General features: G+C 63.5%; 17 protein-coding genes and 1 pseudogene. 11 read left to right on the top strand and 7 right to left on the bottom strand.

Annotated features, from left to right (window positions below; all coding sequences use genetic code 11):
* Window positions 1–6 precede the first annotated feature (6 nt).
* From NKH95_RS02890 to NKH95_RS02870, 5 genes are all read left to right on the top strand, one after another.
* Entirely contained in the window at window positions 7–282 is a 276-nt protein-coding gene (locus NKH95_RS02890) for a sarcosine oxidase subunit delta (protein ID WP_128302428.1), read from the top strand.
* Window positions 282–3,263 carry a sarcosine oxidase subunit alpha gene (locus NKH95_RS02885; RefSeq protein ID WP_352891012.1) on the top strand — a complete coding sequence of 994 codons (2,982 nt, stop codon included), beginning with the start codon at window positions 282–284 and terminating at the stop codon, window positions 3,261–3,263. The genes NKH95_RS02890 and NKH95_RS02885 overlap by 1 nt, the downstream gene beginning before the upstream one ends.
* The gene (locus NKH95_RS02880; RefSeq protein ID WP_352891010.1) at window positions 3,256–3,885 is read left to right on the top strand and encodes a sarcosine oxidase subunit gamma; all 630 of its coding nucleotides are present in this window, start codon (window positions 3,256–3,258) and stop codon (window positions 3,883–3,885) included. The genes NKH95_RS02885 and NKH95_RS02880 overlap by 8 nt, the downstream gene beginning before the upstream one ends.
* Window positions 3,886–4,028: 143 nt before the next feature.
* A complete protein-coding gene (locus NKH95_RS02875) occupies window positions 4,029–6,398 on the top strand; it encodes a trimethylamine N-oxide demethylase (RefSeq protein ID WP_352891008.1) in 2,370 nt (789 codons plus the stop codon).
* Window positions 6,399–6,786: 388 nt separating this feature from the next.
* Window positions 6,787–8,496, top strand: a complete 1,710-nt coding sequence (locus NKH95_RS02870; protein ID WP_023808746.1) for a trimethylamine N-oxide permease — start codon at window positions 6,787–6,789, stop codon at window positions 8,494–8,496.
* Window positions 8,497–8,563: 67 nt separating this feature from the next.
* Here NKH95_RS02870 and NKH95_RS02865 read toward each other — a convergent pair whose 3' ends face one another.
* From NKH95_RS02865 to NKH95_RS02850, 4 genes are all read right to left on the bottom strand, one after another.
* Window positions 8,564–11,710: an efflux RND transporter permease subunit gene (locus tag NKH95_RS02865; RefSeq protein WP_352891006.1), complete on the bottom strand. Its 3,147-nt coding sequence runs from the start codon at window positions 11,708–11,710 to the stop codon at window positions 8,564–8,566.
* A 199-nt stretch (window positions 11,711–11,909) separates the two neighbouring features.
* Complete coding sequence (locus NKH95_RS02860; protein WP_352891004.1) at window positions 11,910–13,061, bottom strand: efflux RND transporter periplasmic adaptor subunit; 1,152 nt, start codon at window positions 13,059–13,061, stop codon at window positions 11,910–11,912.
* 55 nt (window positions 13,062–13,116) lie between these two features.
* Window positions 13,117–13,722 (bottom strand): TetR/AcrR family transcriptional regulator, encoded by a 606-nt coding sequence (locus NKH95_RS02855; RefSeq protein ID WP_023808749.1) that lies wholly within the window; start codon window positions 13,720–13,722, stop codon window positions 13,117–13,119.
* Between the two features lie 365 nt (window positions 13,723–14,087).
* Entirely contained in the window at window positions 14,088–15,740 is a 1,653-nt protein-coding gene (locus NKH95_RS02850) for an acyl-CoA synthetase (protein ID WP_352891002.1), read from the bottom strand.
* A gap of 191 nt (window positions 15,741–15,931) precedes the next feature.
* Here NKH95_RS02850 and NKH95_RS02845 point away from each other — a divergent pair, with 191 nt between their 5' ends.
* The 4 genes and pseudogenes from NKH95_RS02845 to NKH95_RS02830 all read left to right on the top strand — a co-directional run.
* Window positions 15,932–16,897, top strand: a complete 966-nt coding sequence (locus tag NKH95_RS02845) for a sugar-binding transcriptional regulator (protein ID WP_023808751.1) — start codon at window positions 15,932–15,934, stop codon at window positions 16,895–16,897.
* 89 nt (window positions 16,898–16,986) lie between these two features.
* Complete coding sequence (locus tag NKH95_RS02840; protein WP_352440040.1) at window positions 16,987–19,041, top strand: bifunctional aldolase/short-chain dehydrogenase; 2,055 nt, start codon at window positions 16,987–16,989, stop codon at window positions 19,039–19,041.
* Between the two features lie 121 nt (window positions 19,042–19,162).
* A complete protein-coding gene (locus NKH95_RS02835; RefSeq protein WP_023808753.1) occupies window positions 19,163–19,423 on the top strand; it encodes a type II toxin-antitoxin system ParD family antitoxin in 261 nt (86 codons plus the stop codon).
* A gap of 13 nt (window positions 19,424–19,436) precedes the next feature.
* Window positions 19,437–19,703: pseudogene (locus tag NKH95_RS02830) on the top strand (type II toxin-antitoxin system RelE/ParE family toxin); the annotation flags it as partial.
* Window positions 19,704–19,773: 70 nt separating this feature from the next.
* Here the strand turns inward: NKH95_RS02830 and NKH95_RS02825 are convergent.
* The 3 genes from NKH95_RS02825 to NKH95_RS02815 all read right to left on the bottom strand — a co-directional run bounded on the left by NKH95_RS02825 (window position 19,774) and on the right by NKH95_RS02815 (window position 23,464).
* Entirely contained in the window at window positions 19,774–20,826 is a 1,053-nt protein-coding gene (locus NKH95_RS02825) for a substrate-binding domain-containing protein (protein WP_023808755.1), read from the bottom strand.
* Between the two features lie 51 nt (window positions 20,827–20,877).
* A complete protein-coding gene (locus tag NKH95_RS02820; RefSeq protein WP_127291078.1) occupies window positions 20,878–21,873 on the bottom strand; it encodes an ABC transporter permease in 996 nt (331 codons plus the stop codon).
* 79 nt (window positions 21,874–21,952) lie between these two features.
* Window positions 21,953–23,464 carry a sugar ABC transporter ATP-binding protein gene (locus NKH95_RS02815; RefSeq protein ID WP_352440043.1) on the bottom strand — a complete coding sequence of 504 codons (1,512 nt, stop codon included), beginning with the start codon at window positions 23,462–23,464 and terminating at the stop codon, window positions 21,953–21,955.
* A 135-nt stretch (window positions 23,465–23,599) separates the two neighbouring features.
* On the opposite strand from NKH95_RS02815, the gene mtnK reads away from it, so the two are divergent.
* Together mtnK and mtnA are read left to right on the top strand one after the other, a co-directional pair.
* Entirely contained in the window at window positions 23,600–24,874 is a 1,275-nt protein-coding gene (gene mtnK, locus NKH95_RS02810) for an S-methyl-5-thioribose kinase (RefSeq protein WP_023808758.1), read from the top strand.
* Window positions 24,871–25,965 (top strand): S-methyl-5-thioribose-1-phosphate isomerase, encoded by a 1,095-nt coding sequence (gene mtnA, locus NKH95_RS02805; RefSeq protein ID WP_352440044.1) that lies wholly within the window; start codon window positions 24,871–24,873, stop codon window positions 25,963–25,965. The genes mtnK and mtnA overlap by 4 nt, the downstream gene beginning before the upstream one ends.
* Window positions 25,966–25,971: the final 6 nt, after the last annotated feature.

Below are 25,971 nucleotides of genomic sequence, written 5' to 3'. Positions count from 1 at the left end.
AACAGCATGCGCATTGTCTGTCCCTTCTGCGGTGAACGCGAACTCGGCGAGTTTACCTATCTCGGCGACGCCAAGCCTGTGCGGCCCGAAGCCGGCGCCTCGGAAGACGAGGTCTTCGACTATGTCTATCTGCGCGACAATGTCGCCGGACAGACCAGCGAACACTGGTACCATGGCGGCGGCTGCCGGGCCTGGCTGAAAGTCACCCGCAACTCGCTGACGCACGAGATTTCGTCGGTCGAACCAGCGGCGGGTGCCGGCGCCGCGAAAGTCGGTGCGTGATGGCCGGCGCGCAGACACACCGGCTCGGCAATCGCGGTCTCATCGACCGCTCGGCGCCGCTGAACTTCCGTTTCGACGGCAAGGCTTTCTCCGGCTTCCAGGGCGATACGCTCGCCTCGGCGCTGATCGCCAATGGCGTCAAGCTGGTCGGCCGCTCGTTCAAATACCATCGCCCGCGCGGCATTCTCACCGCCGGTTCGGAAGAACCCAACGCGCTGGTCGAGCTGCGCACCGGCGCACGGCGCGAGCCGAACACCAAGGCGACGACAGCCGAACTCTATGAAGGGCTGGAAGCCGCCAGCCAGAACCGCTGGCCATCGCTGCGACACGATGTGATGTCGGTGAACCAGCTGTTCGCGCCGATCTTCGTTGCCGGCTTCTACTACAAGACCTTCATGTGGCCGGCGAAATTCTGGGAAGCGATCTACGAGCCGGCGATCCGTCGCGCCGCCGGCCTTGGCCGCGCCGCAGGCGTCGCCGATCCGGACCACTACGACAAGGCATGGGCGCATTGCGATGTGCTGATCGCCGGCTCCGGCCCGGCCGGTCTGGCCGCGGCATTGGCAGCCGGCCGCGCTGGTGCCCGCGTCATCCTGTGCGAAGAGGATTTTGTCCCCGGCGGCCGCCTGCTGTCGGATGGCGGCACGATCGATGGTGTGCCGGCAGCCGAATGGCTGTCGCGGACGCTGACTGAACTGGCTGATATGCCGGACGTCCGCATCATGACCCGCACGGCACTATTCGGCGTCTACGATGGCGGTACCTATGGCGCGATCGAGCGGGTCAACGACCACCTGCCCTCGCCGCCTCAGCATCAGGTGCGCCAGCGGCTGTGGCGGATCGTGGCCAAGCGTTGCGTTGTCGCGGCCGGCGCCATCGAACGGCCGATCGTGTTTGCCGGCAACGACACGCCCGGTGTGATGATGGCGTCCGCCATGCGCACCTATGTCGCGCGCTATGCGGCGACACCGGCCAAACGCATCGCGCTGTTCACCAACAATGAGGATGGCTGGCGCACGGTCGAGACGGCACTCGGTGCCGGCCTACAGATCGCGGCGGTCATCGATGCACGGTCCGAAGTGTCGCCGGCGCATCGTTCGCTGGCCTCCAAGGGCGGCTTCCCGGTGCTGCATGGTTCCGTCAGTGGCGTCGATGGCGGCAAGGATGGCGTCAGGAAAATCGCGGTGTCGCTCACCGGCGGCGCGCGCGCCGAGGTCGAAGCGGACGGGCTCGCCGTTTCCGGCGGCTGGAACCCGGCGGTCGGGCTGACCTCCTTCCATCGCGGTCGGCCAGCGTGGCGTGACGACATCTCCGCCTTCGTGCCCGACGGCGCGCCTCCCGGCATGGTCGCCGCTGGCGCCGCCAATGGCGATTTCGGCCTCGGCGCCTGCCTGAGCCAGGGATTTGCCGCCGGCGCGGCAGCGGCGCGTGACAGGGGACATGGCGGCACAGTGGGTACCGCGCCTTCCGCCGACGACGAGGCATTCTCGCTGACGCCGCTCTGGCACGTCGCCGGCAAGGGCAAGGCTTTTGTCGATTACCAGCACGACGTCACCGCCTCTGACATCGAACTGGCGCAACGCGAAGGCTTTGAATCCGTCGAACACCTGAAGCGCTACACGACGCTCGGCATGGCCACCGACCAGGGCAAGACCTCGAATGTCGCCGGCCTTGCCATCATGGCCGCGGTCAGCGGCCGTTCGATCCCCGAGACCGGCACGACGATCTACCGGCCGCCTTACGTGCCGGTCGCCATCGGCGCCTTCGCCGGCCATCACCGCGACGAGACGTTCCATGCGACGCGGCTGACGCCGTCGCACCACTGGGCCGTGGAACAAGGTGCTGTCTTCGTCGACACCGGCCTGTGGAAACGCGCGCAATGGTACCCGCGCGCCGGCGAGAAGGACTGGCTGGAATCGGTGACCCGCGAGGTCAAGGCGGTGCGCGGTGGCGTCGGCTTCTGCGATGTCTCGACGCTCGGCAAGATCGACGTGCACGGCCCCGATGCCGGCGCCTTCCTGGATCGCGTCTACATCAACACCTTCTCCAGCCTCGCAGTTGGCAAGGCGCGCTATGGGCTGATGCTGCGCGAGGACGGCATCGTCTATGACGATGGCACGACATCGCGGCTGGCCGAGGACCATTATTTTCTCACCACCACCACGGCCAAGGCCGGGCTGGTGATGCAGCATCTCGAATTCTGCCGCCAGGTGCTGTTCCCGGAGCTCGACGTGCAGCTCACTTCCGTCTCCGACCAGTGGGCGCAATTCTCGATCGCCGGGCCGAAGACACGCGACCTGCTCCAGGAGATCGTCGATCCGTCGGAAGACCTGTCGAACGAAGGCTTTCCGTTCATGGGCGCCCGCGAGGTGACCCTTCGCGGCGGACTCAAGGCGCGGCTGTTCCGCATCTCGTTCTCCGGCGAAATGGCCTTCGAGATCTCCGTGCCGGCACGCTTCGGCGATGCCATGGCACACAATCTGATGCTGGCCGGCGCGCCCTTCGGTGTGACGCCCTACGGCACCGAGGCGCTCGGTGTCATGCGCGTTGAAAAGGGTCACGTCGCCGGACCGGAACTGAGCGGCACGACGACAGCCGCCGATCTTGGCCTCGGCAAAATGATGTCGACCAAGAAGGATTTCATCGGCCGCGTGATGGCCGGACGCGAGGCGCTGGTCGCCCCGGATCGCCAGGTCGTGGTCGGCATCAAGCCGACCGACAGGGGCCGCCGCTTGCGCTCTGGCGCGCACATCATCCCGAAGGGTCAGACGCCCGGCCCCGGCAACGACCAGGGCTATATCACCTCGGTCTGCTTCTCGCCCACGTTGGATCAGTGGATCGGGTTGGCCTTGGTCGAGCGCGGCCGCGAGCGGATCGGCGAAATCGTCCACGCGCATGATCCGTTGCGCGGTGAGGATTATGATGTCGAATTGTGCAATCCCGTCTTCTACGATCCGGATGGAGGGCGCCAGCGTGGCTGAGTTTTCCTGGGCTCCCCGCAGTCCCCTTGAAAAGGCGCTTGTTACCGGCGTGCATGGTGCACGCGGTATCGAGGCCGGCGTCTCGCTGACCGAGGTTCGCAATTTTGACCTGATCCAGGTGATGGCGCGGCGCGGCAAAGGAGCCGAACTGGCAAAGGCGACTAGGACCCGCTTCGGCATCGCGGCACCGGATGCGCCGAAGGCGGTACAAACTCCGGATGCCACGCTGATCTGGTCGGGGCCGGATCAGTTCTTGATCTTGTCGAAAAGTGGCAAGCACACGATGTGGACGCTGGCGCCGGCATTCACCGGTCCCGCTTCGCTATCGGATCAATCACATGCACGCGCGTTGATCAGCGTTTCCGGAATCCAGGCGCGCGCCATGCTCGCCAAGCTGTCGTCGATCGACCTGCATGCCGCCTCGTTTCCGATTGGTGCCGCTGCTGCGACGTCGATGGACCACACCAGCGTCACGCTCTGGCGCGGGAATGATCGGCCGGATGGCCTGGCGGTGTTCAACCTCCTGGTGTTCGCGACCTTTGCCGAAAGCCTTTGGCATACGATGCTCGACTCGGCTGCGGAGTACGGCGTTACGGTCAGCCATTCCGAGGATTTCGAGTAGCGTTTGCGCGCGCCCCACCTTTCTCCCTTGGGGGAGAAGGGAAGAAGTGCGCTTCGCCTTGTCAAACGCACGCGCACTGCTATTCTTACCGCTAAAATAATTTCACACACAGGCAAACTTGTTTCTCGAACCGCAAGGCTGAAATGAGCCAGTCGCCCTACCCCGCAATCGCTGCCGGACCGCCCCGGCCGAGCCTCATCCTGAGGCCCGGCCAGATCGCGCTGCCGCCGGGCATGGAGCGTTATACGATCCAGGGCAATGGCGCGGTGCTGATCGACATCGAGGCTGGTGACACGATCACCGTGCGCAATGTCGAAGGCGGGCAGGCCTGCGAGTTGCTGGCCTGGGACAGGACCGGCGCGACCGATCCCGGCATTTTCGGTGAAGCATCGAACAGCAACGCTGCCGGCATCAAGGCGCTGCTCATAGAGGACGACGACAGCCTCGCATCGCTACGGAGCGTGCTCGCGCGCCGGCAGGTGCAGCTTGACCATGCCAAGGCGGTTCGCGTGTTCGGCGACGCGACGCCCGCCGGCATCGAACAGGCTTTCACCGTCGCGCGCGATGGCGCGATGCTGATTGCGGCCCCCGGCGGGCCGATGCTGGTCGACGGTCACGACACGGCGACGCCGCTGACTGCCATCGTTCGCCGCGCCACGATCCGCGCGGCGGTGAAATCGCTATTGGCCGATCCGCTGGCCGACCCGGTGCTCGATTTGCGCGTCCATTCGGCGACGGCGGAGGCCTATTTCGTCAAGGCCGGCGACTATCTCCAGATCATCGATGTCGACGGGCGCCAGTGCACCGATTTCCAGTGCTTTTCGGCGCGCAAGCTGGACAGGGGACTGGATCATCCGCTCGACGTGACCACGACGCGCACGCTGATGGGTGCGAGCTACCCGATGCCCGGCCTGTATTCCAAATACTATGACCAGGACATGGAGCCGCTGGTCGAGGTGGTGCAGGACACATGCGGCCGGCACGACGCCTTCGCGCTCGCCTGCGCGGCCAAATATTACGACGACATCGGCTATCCCGGCCACACCAACTGCTCGGAGAACTTCAACCGTGCGCTGGCCGGCAAGGGCGTCAATCCCCGCGCGGGCTGGATGGCGATCAACTTCTTCTTCAACACGGCGATCGACGCGCATGGCGTCATGGTGTCCGACGAGCCGTGGTCGCGGGCGGGCGACTACGTGCTGCTGCGGGCGCTCACAGACATTGTCTGCGTTTCCTCCGCCTGCCCCGACGACACGACGCCGGCCAATGGCTGGAACCCGACCGACATCCATGTGCGGACCTATTCCGGCCAGCACAAATTCTCGCGAGCGATCGCCAGACGCATGACGCCCGATTCGGAACCGAAAATGACCCGCGAGACAGCTTTTCATTCGAGCTTTGCCAAGCACACCCGCAACTTTCAGGAGTACAGGGGCTATTGGCTCGCCAATTCCTTCGCCAAGGACGGACCGATCGCCGAATACTGGGCCTGCCGGCAGGACGCGGTGATCATGGACCTGTCGCCGCTGCGCAAGTTCGAGGTCACCGGCCCGGATTCCGAGGCGCTGCTGCAATACACGCTGACCCGCGACGTCAAGAAGCTTGGCGTCGGCCAGGTGGTCTACTCGGCCATGTGCTACGAGCATGGCGGCATGATCGACGACGGCACCCTGCTGCGGCTCGGCAAGGACAATTTCCGCTGGGTCGGCGGCGACGATCTGTCCGGCGAATGGCTGCGCGAGACGGCCGCCAAGCTGGGTCTCAACGTGCTGGTGCGCTCGTCGACCGACCAGATGCATAATATTGCCGTGCAGGGTCCGAAGAGCCGCGACATCCTGCGAGAAGTGATCTGGACTTCGCCATTGCAGCCGTCGATCGACGAGCTCGAATGGTTCCGCTTCGCCGTCGCCCGCATTGGTGGCGGCAACGGCATTCCGGTCGTCGTCTCGCGCACCGGCTATACCGGCGAGCTCGGCTACGAGATCTGGTGCCATCCGCGCGACGCCGGAAAAGTGTTCGACGCCATCTGGGAGGCCGGCCAGCCGCATGGGCTGAAGCCGATGGGGCTGCAGGCGCTGGACATGGTGCGCATCGAAGCCGGGCTGATCTTTGCCGGCTACGAATTCTCCGACCAGACCGACCCGTTCGAGGCCGGCATCGGCTTCACCGTGCCGCTGAAGAGCAAGACCGATGATTTCATCGGCCGCGAAGCGCTGATCCGCCGCAAGCAGCACCCGCAGACGAAGCTGGTCGGCCTCGACATCGACGCCAATGTCGACGTCGGCCATGGCGACTGCGTGCATGTCGGCCGCGCCCAGATCGGCGTGGTCACGTCGGGCATGCGTTCTCCGGTGCTGAACAAGACCATCGCGCTGGCCAGGCTCGATGTCACCCATTCGGCTGTCGGTACCGAGGTCGAGATCGGCAAGCTCGACAGCCATGCCAAGCGGCTGCCGGCGCGCGTCGTCGCCTTCGCCCACTACGATCCGCAAAAGACCAAACCACGCTCCTGACGGCCTTCCTCCCAAGACAGTGAGGCCGTGCTGGCAGTTCGTGATAGGAATTTTTTCTTGACCTGCTGAGGGCAGCTATGCTACATATTCGTCCATGGTGCTGATTTGCGCCGCGACCCGCCTCCGGCGGGTTTTTCGTTTCCAGACCCCTGGTCCTTTTCCGAACAATCCTGCCCGCCAGTGTGAAGCTGACATGTTTCGCAAGCGGGATGTGCACGGCGCGACAATTCGCTTGACCTGAAAGCGCGCCGGATCAATCTTCACTGTTAAGAAAAAAATACGACTGAGTGGAAACACCGGCAGTCGAACAATGCATGCGTCGATGGTGAAGCCTCGCGAAGCCGCGGCGGTCACGAACGGGGAACATCAAAATGGGGAACAAAGACATATGAGCACGATAGTGACTGTCCTGGAGCCGCTTGCCGAAGGCAAATTGCACCGAAATATCGACTGGCGGGGCGCCTTCTGGGTGGCGAGCGGCGTGCCTGCCCTCGTCCTGTTCTCGATCGGCGGCATTGCCGGCACGACCGGCACGCTGGCCTTCGCGATCTGGATCTTCTCCATGATCATGGGCTTCCTGCAATCCTTCACCTATGCCGAAATCGCCGGCCTGTTTCCGAACAAGTCGGGCGGCGCGTCGATCTACGGCGCCACCGCATGGCTGCGCTATTCCAAGTTCATCGCGCCGCTGTCGGTGTGGTGCAACTGGTTCGCCTGGTCGCCGGTGCTGTCGCTCGGCTGCTCGATCGCCGCCGCCTATATCCTCAACGCGTTGGCGCCGGTGCCGCTGTTCACCGATGCCTCGCCCGAAGTCGTCGCCTATATCGCCGCGCATGCCGGGACGAGTGCCGCCGACGCCATCACCGCGGTGACCGCCGCGGCAACGCCGGTGATCCGCAACTGGACGCTCTACAGCCACACGCTGGGGCCGGTCTCGTTCACCCTCAACGCGACCTTCTTCATCGGCGCGGTGCTGATGCTGATCATCTTCGCCATCCAGCATCGCGGCATCCTCGGCACTGCCAACGTGCAAAAATATATCGGCCTGCTGGTCATCATTCCGATGCTGATCGTCGGCGTGGTGCCGATCGTCACCGGCCAGATCAACTGGGCGAATTTCTCGCCGCTGGTGCCGCTGGCGGCCGCCTATGCGCCCGAACCCGGCGCCTGGAACATTGCCGGCTGGACGCTGGTGCTTGGCGGCATGTTCATCGCCGCCTGGTCGACCTACGGTTTCGAGACCGCCGTCTGCTACACCTCGGAGTTCAAGAACCCGGGCACCGACACGTTCAAGGCGATCTTCTATTCCGGCCTTTTGTGCATGCTGCTGTTCATCCTAGTGCCGTTCACCTTCCAGGGTGTGCTTGGCCTCAACGGCATGCTGGCGACACCGATCGTCGACGGCTCCGGTGTCGCCGACGCGCTGGCCGGCATGGTCGGCGGCGGCGCGCTGATCCACAGCCTCCTGGTGATGCTGATGATCCTGGCGCTGGTTCTGTGCATCATGACGGCGATGGCCGGCTCTTCGCGTACGCTCTACCAAGGCTCGGTCGACGGCTGGCTGCCGCGCTATCTCAGCCACGTCAACGAACATGGCGCGCCGACGCGGGCGATGTGGACCGACCTCGTCTTCAACCTGATCGTGCTGGCCATCGCCTCTGCCGACGCGACGAGCTTCTTCTTCATCCTCGCCGTGTCGAACTGCGGCTATATCATCTTCAACTTCCTCAACCTCAACGCCGGCTGGATCCACCGCATCGACAACGGCCATATCGCCCGGCCTTGGAAGGCGCCGAGCTGGTTGCTCGGCGTCGGCGCGATCTTCGCCTATGTCAACATGATCTTCATGGGCGCGGGCGCCAAGGTGTGGAACCCGATGGCGCTGTGGGCCGGCCTGATCACGGCGGCCCTGATCATCCCGGTGTTCTGCTTCCGCCACTATATCCAGGACAAGGGCAAATTCCCCGACCATATGCTGGCCGATCTCGGCATGACGGGGGCCGACCTCTCGGTCAAAAAGGCGGGCATACTGCCCTATCTGACCCTGGTCGCCGGCGTGGTGGTGATGCTGCTCGCCAACTGGTTCTTCGTCATCTGATCTCGTAAAAGTGAAAAGGATCGGGCGCGCTTCGGCGCGCCCGATCCTTTTCGACTGCGTGATCGATCTATTCGGCGGCCAGCGCCAGTTGCGGCTTTTCGGCTTCCTGACTCAGTTCCAGATCGTCCGTCCGTCCCTCCGCGCCGCGCTTCTTCGGCTCCCGGCCGAAGAACAGGGCGTAACCGGCCGGCAGGACCAGGATGGTCAGCACCGTGGCAACCAGGATGCCGCCCATCATGGCGTAGGCGAGCGGACCCCAGAAGACGCCGCGCGAGATCGGGATCAGCGCCAGCACCGCCGTCAGCGCCGTCAGCGTGATCGGCCGGAAACGGCGAACGGCCGAACCGATGACCGCCTCGTAGCGGTCCATGCCCGCGGCGATGTCCTGGTCGATCTGGTCGACCAGGATGATCGAGTTGCGCATAATGATGCCGAGCAGCGCGATGACGCCGAGAATGGCGACGAAGCCGAACGGCGCGCCGCTGATCAAGAGTGCCGCGGCAGCACCGATAATGCCAAGCGGACCGGTCGCCAGCACCAGCATCGCCTTGCCGAAGTTCTGCAGCTGGATCATCAAAAGCACGACGATGACGGCCAGCATGATCGGCGCCTTGGCGGCGATCGAAGCTTGGCTTTCCGCCGAATCCTCCGCACCGCCCTGGATCTCGACCTTGTAGCCGGGCGCCAATCCGTCACGCAGGCCCTGCATATCCTTGTACAGTTTGGTGACGACGTCATTGGACTGCACGCCGTCGGGCAGCGTTGCCCGCACACTGATGGTCGGCAGACGGTCGCGGCGCCACTCGATGCCTTGCTCCAGCACCGGCACCACCTTGGCAACCTGCGACAGCGGCACGAAGCCACCGAAGTCGGTCGGGATATAGACCGAGTCGACCGAGGACAGCAGGCTGCGGCTGGCATCCGGCTCGCGGGCGACGATGGACACCGTCTCCTCGCCGTCGCGGAAGTCGTCGAGCGGCGCGCCGGACATCGCCGCCTGCAGCATCTGGCGGATGCGCTGCGAGGTGACGCCGAGTGCGCGGGCACGATCCTGGTCGATGACCAGCTTCATCGCCGGAACCGGCTCCAGCCAGTCATCATGCACGGCGCCAAGCAGCGGATCCTCGCGGAACTTCGCCTTCACCTGGTCGGCGATGCGGCGCACCTCCTGGCGATCCGGCCCCATGACGCGCATCTGCACCGGCCAGCCGGTCGGCGGGCCGAGGAACAGACGATCGACTTTGGCACGGATGGATGGGAAGTCTTGCGCCAGGACGGTGCGCAACTTGACGATCAGCCGTTCGCGGGCCGGTTCGTCATTAGCCATGACGAGCAGCTGGGCGAAGTTGGGATTGCTCAGTTGCTGGTCGAGCGGCAGGAAGAAGCGTGGCGCGCCTTCGCCGATATAGGTGGCGATGAAACGCTTGTCCTTGTCGTCCATCATCTTGGTTTCGAGCGCCTTGGCCTGCGCCTCGACTTCCTTGATGCTGGTGCCTTCCGGCAGCCAAAGGTCGACAAGGATTTCCGGCCGCGACGATTGCGGGAAGAAGTTCTGCGGAATGAACTGGAAAGCCCACAGGCTGGTGCCGAAGGTGACCAGCGTCATCACCAGGACGATGATGCGATAGCGCACGGCCCAGCTGACGGTAGCACGAAGCCGGCGGTAGAAACGTGTGTCGAAGACATCGTGATGGCCGCCGGCATGCTTGCGCTGCTTGAGGATCATGTTGCCGAGCCATGGCGTGAAATAGACCGCGACGAACCAGGAGACGATCAGCGCGATGCCGACGACATAGAACAGGGTGCGGACATATTCGCCGGCGGTTGAGGCCGCGAAGCCGACCGGAATGAAGCCGGCCGTGGTGATCAGCGTGCCGGTCAGCATCGGGAAGGCGGTCGAGGAATAGGCGAAGCTCGCCGCCTCGACCTTGACCATCCCCTCCTCCAGCTTGCGCTCCATCATCTCGACGACGATCATCGCGTCATCCACCAGAAGACCGAGCGCGATGATCAGCGCGCCGAGCGAGATGCGCTGCAGGTCGATGCCGAGTTCGTACATGATGGCGAAGGTCGCAGCCAGCACCAGCGGGATGGCGATGGCGATGACCAGGCCGGAACGCCAGCCTATCGACAGGAACGAGACGACGAGCACGATCAGCAGCGCTTCGCCAAGCGCATGCATGAACTCGGCCACCGCATCGGTGACGACGCCCGGCTGGTCGGAGATCTGGTCGACCGCAACGCCGTAGGGCAGCGCCTCTTCGAAGCGCTTGTAGGTGGCCTCGACATCCTTGCCGACGTCGGTAACCTTGAAGCCCTTGGCCATGACGACGCCCAACTGCACGCTGTCGTGACCGTTGAAGCGGTATTTGCGCTGGAACGGATCTTCCAGCCCCGAGGTCACCGTGGCGATGTCGCCCAGCCTTGTGACCTGGCCGCCGGCGCGCAGGCGCAGGTTTCGGATATCCTCGACCTTGCCGACGTCGCCCTCGACGGAGATGCGTACCGAGTTGGTGCCGGTATCGACGGAGCCGGCCGGGTCGACATTGTTCTGTCCCTTGATCGCACTCTGCAGATCGGTCAGCGTCAGGCCGCGTTCGGCCAGGGCCTTGGACGAGACGTCGATATAGAGCTTTTCCGGCTGGTCGCCGATGATGACGGCCTTCTCGACGCCGGGCGTCGTCAAAAGCATGTCGCGCGCCTGGATGGCGAACTTCTTCAGTTCGGGATAGCTGAAGCCGTCGCCGCTGATCGAATGCAAGGTGATGAAGGTGTCGCCGAACTCGTCGTTGAAATAGGGGCCGAGCAGACCTTGCGGCAAGTCACCGGCGATGTCACCGACCTTCTTGCGCACCTGGTAGAAGGCGTCGGTCACCTCGGCGGTGTTGGTGTCGCCCTTGATCTGCACAGTGATGATGGCGCTGCCGGCGCGGGTGAAGGAGCGCACGAAATCGAGATGCGGCGTTTCCTGCAGCTTGCGTTCGATCTTGTTGACGACTTGGTCTTCCATCTCCTTGATCGAGGAGCCCGGCCAGATCGCCTGGACGACCATGATCCGGAAGGTGAAATCGGGATCTTCCTTCTGGCCCATGCGCATCAGGCCGAGCGCGCCGGAAATGATGATCAGGCCGAACAGGAACCGCGCAATGGCGGGATGGCCGATTGCCCAGCGCGACAGGTTGAAGGGCCGCTTCTCTTCCGTGGAATTGGTCATCGACGCTGGTCCATCTATCTAGCGCAACAAAATCGAGGGTTCGTAGTGGCTTCCGGGCGGCAAGGCTCTCCGAGAGGAGAAACGCTCATCGCGGTGGGACGCGAAATCGATGTGGGGGTTACATCAATCGAGCGTCTCGGTCGGGCGCCTGCCGCCCGGAAACCAGCGACTGCGGGAACGCGCAGCCGGTTGTCTGTCGTCAGCGCACCTGCTTGGCGTCGCCGTCTGCCGCGGATGCCGATTGCAGCGCCGCATCACCGGCGAGCTTCACCTTCAGGTTTTCGGTCATGAATTGCGTGCCGGCGGCGACCACGACATCGCCGGGTTTCAAACCCTCTGCGACACGCACGCCATCGGCGGCGAACTCGGCAACCTTGATCGGACGGGCATGAACGGTGTCGGCGCCACGATCGACGGTCCAGACGATCGATTGGGTGCCTTGCTCGGCCAGTGCGCTCAGCGGAATCGAGACCAGCTGCCGCTCATTGGCCGCCGAGGCTTCGATGCTGGCGGTCATGCCGAGCAGCACACGCGGATCGTTGGGCAGGCTGACGCGGACGGCAAAGGTGCGTGACTGCGGATCGGCGCTGCCGGCGACTTCGCGGACCTTGCCATCGAGCGCCAGCGCATCGTCGGACCAGAAGCCCGCCTTGACGGCCTTGCCCGGCTTGAATTCGGCGATTTCCATTTCGGGAACGGCGATCAGCACTTCCTTTTCGCCGTCGACAGCGACAGTAACAACCGGCGTGCCGGAACCGACCACCTGGCCGACGTCGGCGCTGACCGTGGTGACGATGCCATCCCTGTCGGCCTTGAGATCGGTATAACCGACCTGGTTCTTCGCCTGAGCAAGTGTCGAAAGGGCGGAATCACGCGTGGCGACCGCTTGGTCATAGGTCAAGGTCGCCTGTTCGAGCTGTGATTTCGGGGCAAAATTCTTGGCAAAAAGCTGCTCGGCACGCTTGCGGGCAAGCTCTACGGTCTCGACCTGCCGCTCGGCGGCATCGAGCGCTGCCTGCGCGCTCTTGACCGAAAGGTCGTAGTCAATGGGATCGATGCGGGCGAGCACATCGCCCGAGGCCACATGCTGGCCGATATCGACGAGGCGCTCGGTGATCTTGCCATTGACGCGGAACGCCAGAGCGCTCTCGGTGCGGGCCCGCACCGACCCGGAATAGGAAAGCATGCGGGTGTCATGCACCTTCGCGATCTCGACAACCTTGACCGGACGGATGATATCCTTGACTTCGGCTTTTTCCTGGCTGCAGCCGGCAAGCCCGAGAGTGGCGGTGACAAGCAGCACCGGGCCCACAGCCGGCAGCCTGCCGATGATTGAACTGAACGAAGACACGCGCGTACTCCCGAAATGGAGATGAATCGTTGAACCGGCGCCCGGCGGGCGGCGGCTACTTCAAAGCCTTGATTGCATAGTCGATGAGGTCGTCAGGCATTGCCCGGTTGGTCTTGGCAAGGCATTGCGCCACCATCTGCGGATGACACAGGATGACGGTCGCGGCGCCGAAACAGCGAGACGCGATCACCGGATCCTGTTTTCTGAACTCACCGGCCTCGATGCCGTCACGAATGATTTCCGCAAACAGGTCGTGAATGCTGTCGACATGCTTGTCGATCACACCCCAATCCCGTTCGAGGGCGACGATGACCATCTCGTGGACCTTTTGGTCGTCGAGCATGACCTCCATCGTCATCTTGTATTGCGCATGCACGTAACGCCGGAGCCGCTCCTCGGCGCTGATCGGCAGGCGCGAAATCTCGTAGGCCATCTTGTAGCTGGCACCGAGCATCCGGCCGCAGACGGCCTGGTGGATTTCGACCTTGGAGGCGAAGAAACGATAGATGTTGGCGGGCGACATGCCGAGTTCACGCGCGATGTCGGCGACATTGGTCTTGCCGTAGCCATAATGCCGGAACAGGCGCTCGGCGCAATCGAGAATGCGCGTTACATTTTCCTGTCGGGCGGCTTCGGCGACTATGGTGGCGGCTTCGGACATGATCCTCTGTCAATTTACGAGTGACGAATTTCGATTTTCGTCACTCGTAAATTGAAAAGAGCGGCCTGTCAACGCGGATTCGATGTACGCGTACGAATGGTGACAGATGGTGACAGTGAGAAGGTGGAATCGACGATCGCTATTAGCGGCTGGCCCTGATGAATTCGTCATCCTAGGGCGAAGCAAGGAGCGAAGCGACGCGGCGCAGACCCTAGGATCCATGCCGCGACGTCTGCTGAAGAGTGTGGCGGATCAAGAAGTTACGCTGGTAAGCGCGCCCTGTCATCCTCGACGTTGGAGCATGGCTGAGAGGTCACGGCATGGATCCTAGGGTTTCCGCGACGTCGCTTCGCGACTGCTCCACCCTAGGATGACGAAGTCAGGTCCTTTGCCATCTCGCGCAACCGGAATTTCTGGATCTTGCCGGTCGAGGTCTTCGGGATTTCGGCGAAGATGACCGCCTTCGGCACCTTGAACCGGGCAAGCAGCGCGCGGCAGTGATCGATGATCTCGGCTTCGGTCGCGATCTTGCCGGGCTTCAGCTCGAGATAGGCGACAGGCACCTCGCCCCATTTGTCGTCGGGCCTGGCGACGACGCCGCAAGAGGCAACCGACGGGTGCTTGTAGAGCGCGTCCTCGACCTCGATAGAGGAAATGTTCTCGCCACCGGAGATGATGATGTCCTTGGAGCGGTCCTTGAGCTGGATGTAGCCATCGGGGTGCATGACGCCGAGATCGCCGGAATGGAACCAGCCGCCGGCGAAGGCTTCGTCGCTCGCCTTGCGGTTTTTCAGGTAGCCCTTCATGACGATGTTGCCGCGGAACATGACCTCGCCGATGGTCTCGCCATCGGCCGGTATCGTCCGCATCGTCTCGGGGTCCATGACTGTCAGGCCTTCGAGCGCTGCATAGCGCACGCCCTGCCGCGCCTTCCTGGCGCTGCGCTCGCCCTTTTCGAGATCATCCCAGGCGCCATGCCATTCGTTGACGACCGCCGGGCCATAGGTCTCGGTCAGGCCGTAGAGATGGGTGACGGCAAATCCGGCATCCGCCATCCCCGATAGCACCGCTTCCGGCGGGGGTGCTGCGGCGGTGTTGAAAGTGACCGTCTGCGGAAATACGCGCTTGTCCTCGTCCCTGGCATTGATCAGCACCGACATGACGACCGGCGCGCCGCACAGATGGGTGACGCCCTGATCGGCGATCGCATCGTAGACCGGCTTCGGCCGCACCCAGCGCAGGCAGACATGGGTGCCGGCCTGGACTGCGAGCGTCCACGGAAAGCACCAGCCATTGCAGTGGAACATCGGCAGCGTCCAGAGATAGACGGCGTGCTTGGCCATGCCGGCATGAATGGTGTTGGTGTAGGCCATCAGGGCAGCACCGCGATGGTGGTAGACGACGCCCTTCGGATTGCCTGTCGTGCCGGAGGTATAGTTCAGCGAGATCGCGTCCCACTCATCGTCGGGCATCGACCAGGCGAAGTCCGCGTCGCCCCCGGCGATGAAGTCCTCATAGTCGAGCGAACCGATGCGCTCACCCTTCGGATACGGCGCGTCGGCGGCGTATTCGGGATCGTCATAGTCGATGACCAGCGGCTTGACCTTGGCCAGTTCCAGGGCCTGTCTGACGACGCCGGAGAATTCGCGGTCGACGATCAGCACCTTGGTCTCGGCATGATCGAGCTGGAAGGCGACGACCGCGGCATCGAGGCGGGTGTTGAGCGAATGCAGCACCGCCTTGGTCATCGGCACACCGAAATGCGCCTCCAGCATCGGCGGCGTGTTTGACAGCATGACGGTGACGGTGTCGCCCTTGCCGATGCCGCGCCTGTCGAGCGCCGAGGCAAGCTTCAGCGACCGCTGCCAGAAGGTGCGATAGTCGATGCGCTGGCGGCCATGGATGATGGCGATATTGTCGGGATAGGTCTTGGCCGCGCGCTCCAGATAGGTGAGCGGCGTCAACGGCTGATGGTTGGCCGCGTTCTTGTCGAGATCCTGTTCGTAAGGACTGCCCATCCCATGCTCCCCCGCGGTTTTCTTTCAGACGTTCTAATCACAGGCTCGGGCCGCGTCACCACAAACGATGCCACGACAGAGCGCATTCGGCGCAATGATGAACCAGATTCGGCGTAAGCGGGAGCATCGCATACCTCTGCCCAGTTTGACTTTTGTCGAGAGCCGTGAATAATGTCAGCCGAGGAGACGGCATGGCGATCCGACCGGCAGAACAACTCATCCACAAGGCCGCCTGGCTCTACTATGCCCATGGCCTGCGGCAGGACCAGGTGGCGAGCCAGCTTAACATTTCCCGTGCCTCAGTCGCCATGTACCTGCGCAAGGCACGCGAGACCGGCATCGTCAACATCTCGACTTCGACCCAGCTTTTCACCGACGACGTGCTGGCGCGCAAGCTCGAGGATGTGTTGAGCCTCGACGCCGTCTGGATCGCACCGGAGAATGATCATATTGCCGACCCGTCGACGGAAATCGCCGTGCTGGCGGCGAGCGTCTTCCTCGAACTGGTCAAGAAGGGCGACCGCATCGGCGTAGCCTGGGGCCGCACCGTCTATATGATCGCCGACGTCATGTCCTATGCCGATCTGCAGGATGTCACGGTGGTGCAGCTCTGCGGCAATCTCGGCGCGCCCTATTCCTATCGGCCCGACCAATGCACCATGGAAATCGCGCGGCGGCTGAATGCCAAGGGCCTCAACTTCTACGCGCCCCTGGTGCTGTCGACGGAAGAGCTGGCGCGGGCGCTGCGTGCCGAGCCGGTGATCCGGGAACAATTGTCGGGTGTCAGCGAATGCGACCTGGCATTATACTCGGTCGGCGCGGTCGACGCCGACAGCCATCTGGTCAAATGCGGCGCGCTGACGCCCAGTGAAATGGCGGATCTGCGCAGCCAAGGCGCTGCCGGCGTGATTGCCGGGCAGATCATAGACGCCGAGGGCAAGGTGCTCGACTGCAGTTATAACAGGCGGGTGATCTCCGCCGAGCTTGCCTCGCTGCGCGCCATCGCCAGGCGGTTGGTGGTGGTGCAGGAGGACAGCAAGTTCGAACCGCTGCTCGCGGCGATCGCCGGCGGCCTTTGCACGCATCTGGTGGTCGGCGCGCACATGGCGCAGCGGCTCCTGGACCATGCGGCTGCCACCATAGAAAAGGCCTCCTAGAACCCCCCTCTCCGCTGCCGGCGCATTGTCATCAAAGCGTCGCGGCAATCCTGTTTCACCAACAAAGACAGCAACCGGACGAAGCGAACATGAAGAATTTGTGGAATGACGAAGCAGCCGAAAAACTCGTCGCCGACTACGCAAAAAAGGGTGTCGGCCGCGACCTGGCGCTGCGCGTCTACACGACCCGGCTGCTCGGCGGCGAACCACGGCTGGTCCTGCATGGCGGCGGCAACACCTCGTGCAAGACGACGGCAACCGACCTCGTCGGCGACCAGTGGGACGTGCTGTGCGTCAAGGGCAGCGGCTGGGACATGGGCGTCATCGAGCCGCAGGGCCTGCCGGCGGTCAAGCTCAAGCCGCTGCTCAAGGCGCGCGCGCTGAACAGGCTGGCCGACGAGGACATGGTTGCCCTGCAACGCGTCAACCTCATCGATCCGTCCTCGCCCAACCCGTCGGTCGAGACGCTGCTGCATGCCTTCCTGCCGCACAAATTCGTCGACCACACGCACTCGACCGCCATCCTCGCCATCGTCGACCAGGAGGACTCCAAGCCGCTGGTGAAGACGGTTTTCGGCAGCAAGATGGGTTACGTGCCTTATATCATGCCCGGCTTCGACCTCGCCAAGGCGGCGGCCGACATCTTCGATGCCGACCCTGATGTCGAAGGGTTGATCCTCGACAAGCACGGCATCTTCACCTTCGGCGACGACGCCAAACAGGCCTACGACCGGATGATCCACTATGTGAATGTCGCCGAGGACTTCATTGCCGCAAGCGGCAAGCCGAAGGCGGCAAAGGCAGTCTTGCCGGCAAAGCTCGCGACACCGGCGTCCATTGCGCCGATGCTGCGCGGAGCGGTGGCGGTAGCGCGCGGCGAAGGCCGCTTCGACCGCATGATCTCTGACTTCCGCACTTCGCCGGCAATCGTCGATTTCATCAATTCATCCGAGATTGCCGATTATGCCGGACGCGGCGTGTCGACACCCGATCTGTCGATCCGCATCAAGACCGGGCCGATGGCGCTGCCGGCGCCCGATGCGGACAAGGCCGGCGACTACAAGGCGGTGATCAAGAGCCATGTCGACGCGTTCGCCAATGATTATCGCGCCTATTTCGAAACCAATGATTCGCTCGACGACGTCAAGCGCACCATGCTCGACCAGATGCCGCGGCTGACGCTGGTGCCCGGCCTGGGCATGTTCGGCCACGGCCGCACGCTGAAGGACGCGAAGATTGCCTCGGATGTCGGCGAGATGTGGATCGAGGCGGTGCGCGGCGCCGAGGCGGTCGGCCGTTTCCACCCGCTCTCCAAGGCCGATCTGTTCCCGCTGGAATACTGGTCGCTGGAACAGGCCAAGCTCGCGTCCAACAAGCCGAAGCCACTGACTGGCCAGGTGGTGCTGATCACCGGCGGCGCCGGCGCGATCGGCGCAGCGACAGCCAAATTGTTCGCCGACAATGGCGCCCATGCCGTCGTCGTCGATCTCGACGCCGAAAAGGCTGCCGACGCGGCGAAGAAGGCCGGCAACAACTCGATCGGCGTCGCAGCCGACATCACCGACCCGGCGCAGGTGCGTGCCGCCTTCGACAGAGCCGTCGCCGTGTTCGGCGGTGTCGACATCATGGTTTCCAATGCCGGCGCGGCCTGGGAAGGCCGCATCGGTGAGCTCGATGACGCACTCCTGCGCAAGAGTTTCGAACTCAATTTCTTCGCCCATCAGTCGGTGGCGCAGAATGCCGTGCGCATCATGCTCGAGCAGGGCACAGGCGGCGTGCTTTTGTTCAACACCTCCAAGCAGGCGGTCAATCCAGGTCCGAAGTTCGGCGCCTATGGCGTGCCGAAAGCAGCGACGCTGTTCCTGTCCCGGCAATACGCGCTCGACTATGGCGCGCATGGCATCCGCTCCAACGCCGTCAACGCCGACCGCATCCGCTCAGGGCTTCTGACCGACGCCATGATTACCAGCCGCTCAGGCGCGCGCGGCGTGTCGGAGAAGGACTACATGTCCGGCAATCTGCTCGGCCAGGAAGTAACGGCGCAGGACGTGGCGCAGGCCTTCCTGCATCACGCGCTGGCCGACCGCACCACCGCCGATGTGACGACGGTCGATGGCGGCAATATCGCGGCAGCGCTGCGGTAGGAATCCTGCCTTGATCACCCTGCTGCCGCCAGGCAGCGGGGGCAAGGCGCGACGTTAACTCCTAACAATAATTGTTAACTCTTGTTAGGTGTGGTACAGGCTGGCAATGAAACCTGAACCAATGCGTACCCTTACCATATCCCTGACCCCTCAGCAGGTTGCTCGCCTGCAAAGCGCCGTCGAAGGCGGCGGATACGCCTCCAACAGCGAGATTGTTCGTGACGCCCTTCGTCTGTGGGAGCAGCGCGAAGAATTGCGAGCCTTGGAACTCGAACATTTGAAACGGGCCTATGCCGATGGCATGGCCAGCGGCAAGCCGGTGGAAGTCGAACCCGCCGAGTTTATACGCGGCCTGAAGGCAGAACGCCGCGCTCGTAGCTAGATATCGGCTCACACCACGCGCCTCGCAGGATTTGCGAGACATCTGGCACACCATAGCAATCGACAATGAAAAAGCGGCGGACAAGCTGCTCATGCGCATTTTTGACAAGCTGGAACTGGCGACCCAGCACCCCAAGATGGGCACGGCCCGACCGGAATTGAGCGTGACGGCCCGCGTGCTCATCGAAGGCCGCTATATCGTCATTTACGAGCCGCAATCGGATGGCGTGCTGGTCGTCGCGATTGTCCACGGAATGCGCGACCCGGAACACTGGCTGTAATCGGGAGAGGTGGAGCATTCACATGGAAAGAGCGGCACGAGCGCCGCCCTTTCTTTGTCAGAGGTCCAACTTACTTCGCGTTCGGGTTCGGCATCCAGGCCGGCATCGCGACATCGGCGTGGGCGAACTGCGGCAGCTTGGCCGACAGGTCCTCCATGTTCTTGATGTCCTTGTCGATGAGGTCCTTCTGGGTGATCAGCGTCGGCGGCACGACGACGTTGTGGCCGGGATCTTCGCCGGCCAGCAGCTGCGCCAGCGCACGCACCGAGACTTGGCCGACGACGGCCGGATTGGTCGCGGCGGTCGCGGCCCAGGCGCTGTCGGGCTCACGCATCGCAGCGATATCGGACGTCGAGATATCGGCCGAATAGATCTTGATGCCCTTGTTCAAGCCTGCTTCATCGACAGCGATTTTCACGCCCTTGGCGAATTCGTCATAGGGAGCGAACATCACCTTGATGTCGGGATGCGCCGTCAGCACCGAACGCGCCTGGTTGGCGACGGAGTTGGCAATCGGATTGTCGAGCGTGCCGAACATCGCGACTTCCTTGATGCCGGCATACTTCTTCTTGACGTCGACCCAGGTCTCGTTGCGGCGGTCGAGCGGCGCGATGCCGGCGACATAGACATAGCCGGCATTCCAGCTTTCGCCATTGTCCTTGACCGCCTGCTCGAGCGCGAGGCGCGCCAGGTCGCGGTCGGACTGTTCGATCTGCGGGATCTTGGGATTTTCGACATTGACGTCGAACGCCACCACCTTGATGCCGGCGTCGACCGCACGCTGGGCGGCGTCCTTCATCGATTCCGTCAGGCCGTGCTGGATGATGATACCCTGCACGCCAAGCGCGATGGCCTGATCGACCATGTCGGACTGAAGGGCGGCATCCTGGCGGCTGTCGAGGACGCGCAGGTCGATGCCGAGCGCCTTCGACTGCGCCTCGACACCCGAGAGATAGGCCTGGAAGAAGTCGCCGGTCGAGAGATAGCGCACCAGCGCGATCTTGACGCCGGGCTTGTCAAAAGGCGCCGGCTTGTCCGCGGCAAAAGCCGGGACCTGCATCAGCATGGTTGCGCCGGCCAATCCGAGCGCCACCTTCCCCAGAAGTCTTCTTGTAATGCTCACTTTGTTTTCCTCCACTCTTGTTGAACTCGAAAATCCTGTTCCGGTCGAAAGCTACCTCCTGCCCCTGCCCGAAAGCGCAAAGGTGAAGACAAGGGCGACGACCAGAACCACGCCCTTGACGAAATCCTGCGTGTAGTAAGGCGCGTTCATCATCGTCAGGCCTTGCAGCAAGATGCCGACGAACAGCGCACCGATGGCAGTGCCGAAAGCGTTCGGCTTGGCGGCGCCAAGCACCGCGTAGCCGATCAGTGCCGCGGCAACCGCATCCAGCAGCAGATTATTACCCGAGGCGATGTCACCGCGTCCAAGCCGGGCAGCGAGCAAAATACCGCCGATCGAGGCAAAAACTCCTGAAATAACGTAGGCCCAGATCTTGTATGCCTTGACAGGCGCACCGGCGAGTTCGGCGGCACGCTCATTGCTGCCTACGGCATACATCATGCGCCCGAAACGTGTGTATTCGAGGAAGAACCAGATCAGTACGGCGAGCACGAGCAGCACGACTACCGACACCGGAATGAGGTTCGGGATGAAGAAATCGAAGCGGTGGCGGCCGAGCGCCAGGAAGGCGTCGGAGAATTTGCCGTTGGCGACCGAACCGTCCGGCATGGTCATGCCGGTGGCGATCGAGCGGCCTTCTGTCGGAATGCGCTGCAGGCCGACCAGCAGGAACATCATGCCGAGCGTCGCCAGCAGATCGGGCACGCGCATGTAGACGATCAGCCAGCCATTGATCAGGCCGACAACGGCGCCGATCAGCAGGCAGACGACGACCGCGACAAGGGCGTTCTGTTCCAGCACCACCATCACATAGGCGGCCGCCATCATGGCTGATGTAGCGACCGATCCGATCGACAGATCAAAGCCGCCGACGACCAGCGTGGCGGTGACGCCGAGCGCCAGCACGCCGGTGATGGCGACTGACTGGAAGATGAAAACGGCACTTTGCGGCGAAACGAAACCGTCGGCGGCGATCGAGAAATAGGCGACGAGCCCGAACAAGAGCACGATGAACCCGTAGCGGATGGCGTGGTCGCGCAATGTCATCCGGCGCTCCCGCGCGCTGCTGCCGTCTTTACCCAACCCGAACCCATGCTCTCTCCATTCCAATTCCTATCGCCCGGGCTCAGGCGGCACTGTGCAGCGGCCCGCCGGCGACCTCGGCCAACAGGCGGTCGAGATCGACATCGGCATTGCGGTGCTCGCCGACGATGGTCTGTTCCGACATGACCAGGATGCGATCAGCGGTCTCCAGCGCCTCATCGAGCTCGGTGACGAACAGCAGCGTGGCGCGGCCGTTGGCACTGGCCCTGAGCTTGGCGGCAATGTCGCGCCGGGCCGAGATATCAACGCCCTGAAACGGCTCATCCAGAATGAACAGTCTTGCCTCCTGCGCCATCCAGCGGGCGACCATCACCTTCTGCTGGTTGCCGCCGGACAGCTCCGACATTTCGTCCTTCTCGGAACGGCAGACGATGCTCAGCTCCTCGATCTGCCGGCGTGCCGTGGTGCGTTCGAGGCGGCGCCTCAGGATGCCGAAGCGCGACATGCGCTTGTGAAACGGCAGGCTGATATTTTCCTGGATGTTGAAGCTTTGGACGATGCCGTTCTCGCCGCGGTCCTTGGCGACGAGGAACACGCCGGCGGCGATCGCCTCGCCGGCTGTTTCAGGCGCATAAGGCCTGCCGTTCAGCGTCATTGTACCGGCGAGCGGCTGGCGCACGCCAAACAGCGTCTCGGCAAGCGCCGTCTTGCCGACGCCGACGAGGCCGGTGATGGCAACGACCTCGCCGTCGCCGAGCGTCAGCGAAATCGGCCGAGCGCCGTGTGCAATGCGCAGACCTTCTATCTTGAGGACGGCCTTGGCCGAATTCCTGACGACGATCTGGTCGAGATGGATCTTGCGGCCGAGCATGGCATTGACCGCGCCCTCATAGTCGAGCGGTTTCTTGTCGAAAATGCCCGAGATGATCCCGTCTCGCATCGAGATGATGCGATCAGCCAACCGCCTGATGTCCGACATGCGATGCGAGATGTAGAGGACCGCCACGCCCTGCTCGCGCAGCCTGTCGATCAGCGCAAACAGCCGATCAGCCTCGGCGCTGGAGAGCGATGAGGTCGGCTCATCGAGGATCAGCACTTTCGGCTGGTGCGCCAGGGCGCGGGCAATCGCCACCATCTGACGATCGGCCAGCGAAAGATCGCTCACCCGCGCCTTCAAATCGATGGTCAGCCCCATGCGCTCGGCAACCGCCTTGGCCTCCCGCCGCACGCGCATTGGATTGAACAGGGTCGGCGCACCGCTGCCGCTCAGTCGGTCGAGGGTCAGGTTGGTGGCGACGTCGAGATCGGCGACGACACCGTCGTTGATATTCTGGTGCACGGTGACGACGCCGGCGCGGATCGCTTCGGCAGGGGTTTTCGGTGCGAAATCCTGGTCGGCGAGCGCCATCGTGCCGCCGCCGCGTTCGTAGACACCGGAGATGATCTTGACGAGGGTGGATTTGCCGGCGCCGTTGGCGCCCATCAGCACGGTGACTTCGCCGGCATGCAATTCGACCGAGACGCCGCCTAGCACCTCGTTATGGCCAAAGGATTTCCTCAGTCCCTCTACGCGGAACACGGCATTACCGACCATGCGTTCCTCCCTGACATGACGCTATGGGCTGCATCGGCAATTGTCAACACGATTGACAATTGCCAGATCGCTTCCTAGCTTGGTCCAGCCGCCATGCGTCCGTTATGTTCGGAGCGCATAAGCGGGAGGATGACGATGACTGAAAAATTGCGGTTCGAAGCACTATCGGTCGAAACCCTGGCTGCACGCCTTGGCGGCAACGAGGCGCTGTGCGCGAAGATCGGCAAGGACACTGGCGCCTGGAAGGTCCGCGAGGTCGGCGACGGTAATCTCAACCTGGTGTTCATCGCCGAGGGCGCCAATGGTGCAGCCGTCGTCAAGCAGGCCCTGCCCTATGTTCGCCTGGTCGGCGACAGCTGGCCGCTGCCGTTGAAGCGCTCCTTCTTCGAATATCACGCGCTGACCAGGCAAGAGGCGCGCGCGCCAGGCTCGGTGCCGGCGATCCATTATTTCGATGAAGGCCAGGCGCTGATCATCATGGAATATCTTGCGCCGCCGCACATCATCCTGCGCCGCGCCCTGATCGACGGCCGCCAGCTGCCGAACATTGCCCGGGACATCGGCCTGTTCATGGCCCGGACGCTGTTTCGCGGCTCCGACCTGCACATGGCCGCCAAGGACCGCAAGGCCGATCTGGCGCTGTTCGCCGACAATGTCGAGCTCTGCGACATCACCGAAAGCCTGGTGTTTTCCGACCCCTATTTCGACGCCAAGATGAACCGGCACACCTCGCCGCAGCTCGACAGCCTGGTCGCCGAACTGCGCGCCGACCGTGACCTGAAGGTCGAGGCGCAGCGGCTGAAGCACATCTTCGCCGCCAATGCCGAAACGCTGCTGCATGGCGATCTGCATTCCGGCTCGATCATGGTCACCGACACGGAAACCCGGATGATCGATCCGGAGTTTGCCTTCTACGGCCCGATGGCCTTCGATGTCGGCATGCTGCTCGCCAATTTCTGGATGTCCTTCTTCTCGCAGCGCGGCCACGAGCAGGAGGGAAAGCGCGACGCCATGCGCGCCTATCTGCTCGGGGTGACGACCGAGACCTGGGCGGTGTTCCGCGCCGAGTTCTCGCATCTATGGCGGACCGAACGCACCGGCATGCTCTACCAGAGGAGCCTGTTCGAGGATCAGGGCGACAGGCTCGGTGCCGAGCAGGCGCTCGACCATGTTCTGCACCAGATGTGGACCGATTTGCTCGGCTTTGCCGGCATCGAGGTGCACAGGCGCATCCTCGGCCTCGCCCACAATGCCGATTTCGAGACCATTGCCGATGAGGATTTGCGCGCCAGTTGTGAGGCAAAGGCGCTGAAATTCGGCCGTCACCTCGCCGTCAACCGGCGCCAGATCCACAGCATCGACGAGGTCAACCAACTGGCCGCGCTGATCGAACAGGAGAGCAGCCTTTGAACGTCGGCGACCGCCACTATCGCACCATCTGGCTGAGCGACGACGGCCGTTCGGTCGAGATCATCGACCAGCGCTGGCTGCCGCATGATTTCCGCATCGAAACGATCGGCACGGTCGACGGCATCGCCACCGCCATCCGCGATATGTGGGTACGCGGCGCGCCGCTGATCGGCGTCACCGCTGCCTACGGCGTCGCCATGCAGATGGCCGACGATCCGTCGGATGAAGCGCTCGACGCCGTGTGGGAGACCCTGCACGAGACGCGGCCGACGGCGATCAATCTGCGCTGGGCGCTGGACGAGATGCGGCGCTTCCTGCGGCCTTTGCCTCCCGAACAACGCGCGGCAGCCGCCTATCGGCGGGCCAGTGAGATCGCCGACGAGGATGTCGGCCTCAACCGCGCCATCGGCGAGAACGGTCTCGCCATCATCAAGGCGATCGCTGCGCGCAAGCAGAAGGGCGAGCCGGTCAACATCCTGACCCACTGCAATGCCGGCTGGCTGGCCACCGTCGACTACGGCACCGCCACGGCGCCGATCTACCTGGCCACGGAAGCCGGCATTCCGGTCCACGTCTATGTCGACGAGACACGGCCGCGCAACCAGGGCGCCCAGCTGACCGCCTGGGAGATGGCCGGCCACGGCGTGCCGCACACGCTGATCGTCGACAATGCCGGCGGCCATCTGATGCAGCGCGGCGAGATCGACATGGTCATCGTCGGCACCGACCGCACCACGGCCGACGGCGATGTCTGCAACAAGATCGGCACCTATCTGAAGGCACTCGCCGCCGCCGACAATGATGTGCCGTTCTATGTCGCGCTGCCGTCGCCGACCATCGACTGGACGGTGCATGACGGACTGGCCGAGATCCCGATCGAGCAGCGCTCGGCCGACGAGGTCTCGCTGGTCTGGGGCAAGACCGCTGCCGGCGAGATTGCCCAGGTGCGCATTTCGCCGGAGACGACGCCTGCGGCCAACCCGGCCTTCGACGTGACGCCGGCGCGGCTGGTCACCGGCCTGATCACCGAGCGCGGCGTTGCCAAGGCATCGCGCGAGGGATTGAAGGCGATGTTCCCCGAGCGGGCGTAGCCACGT

The sequence above is a fragment of the Mesorhizobium sp. M0848 genome (assembly GCF_040319805.1).
Classification (GTDB): domain Bacteria; phylum Pseudomonadota; class Alphaproteobacteria; order Rhizobiales; family Rhizobiaceae; genus Mesorhizobium.
Note: the sequence above shows the minus strand (reverse complement) of the source record. Positions and strands in the feature narration are given on the sequence as shown.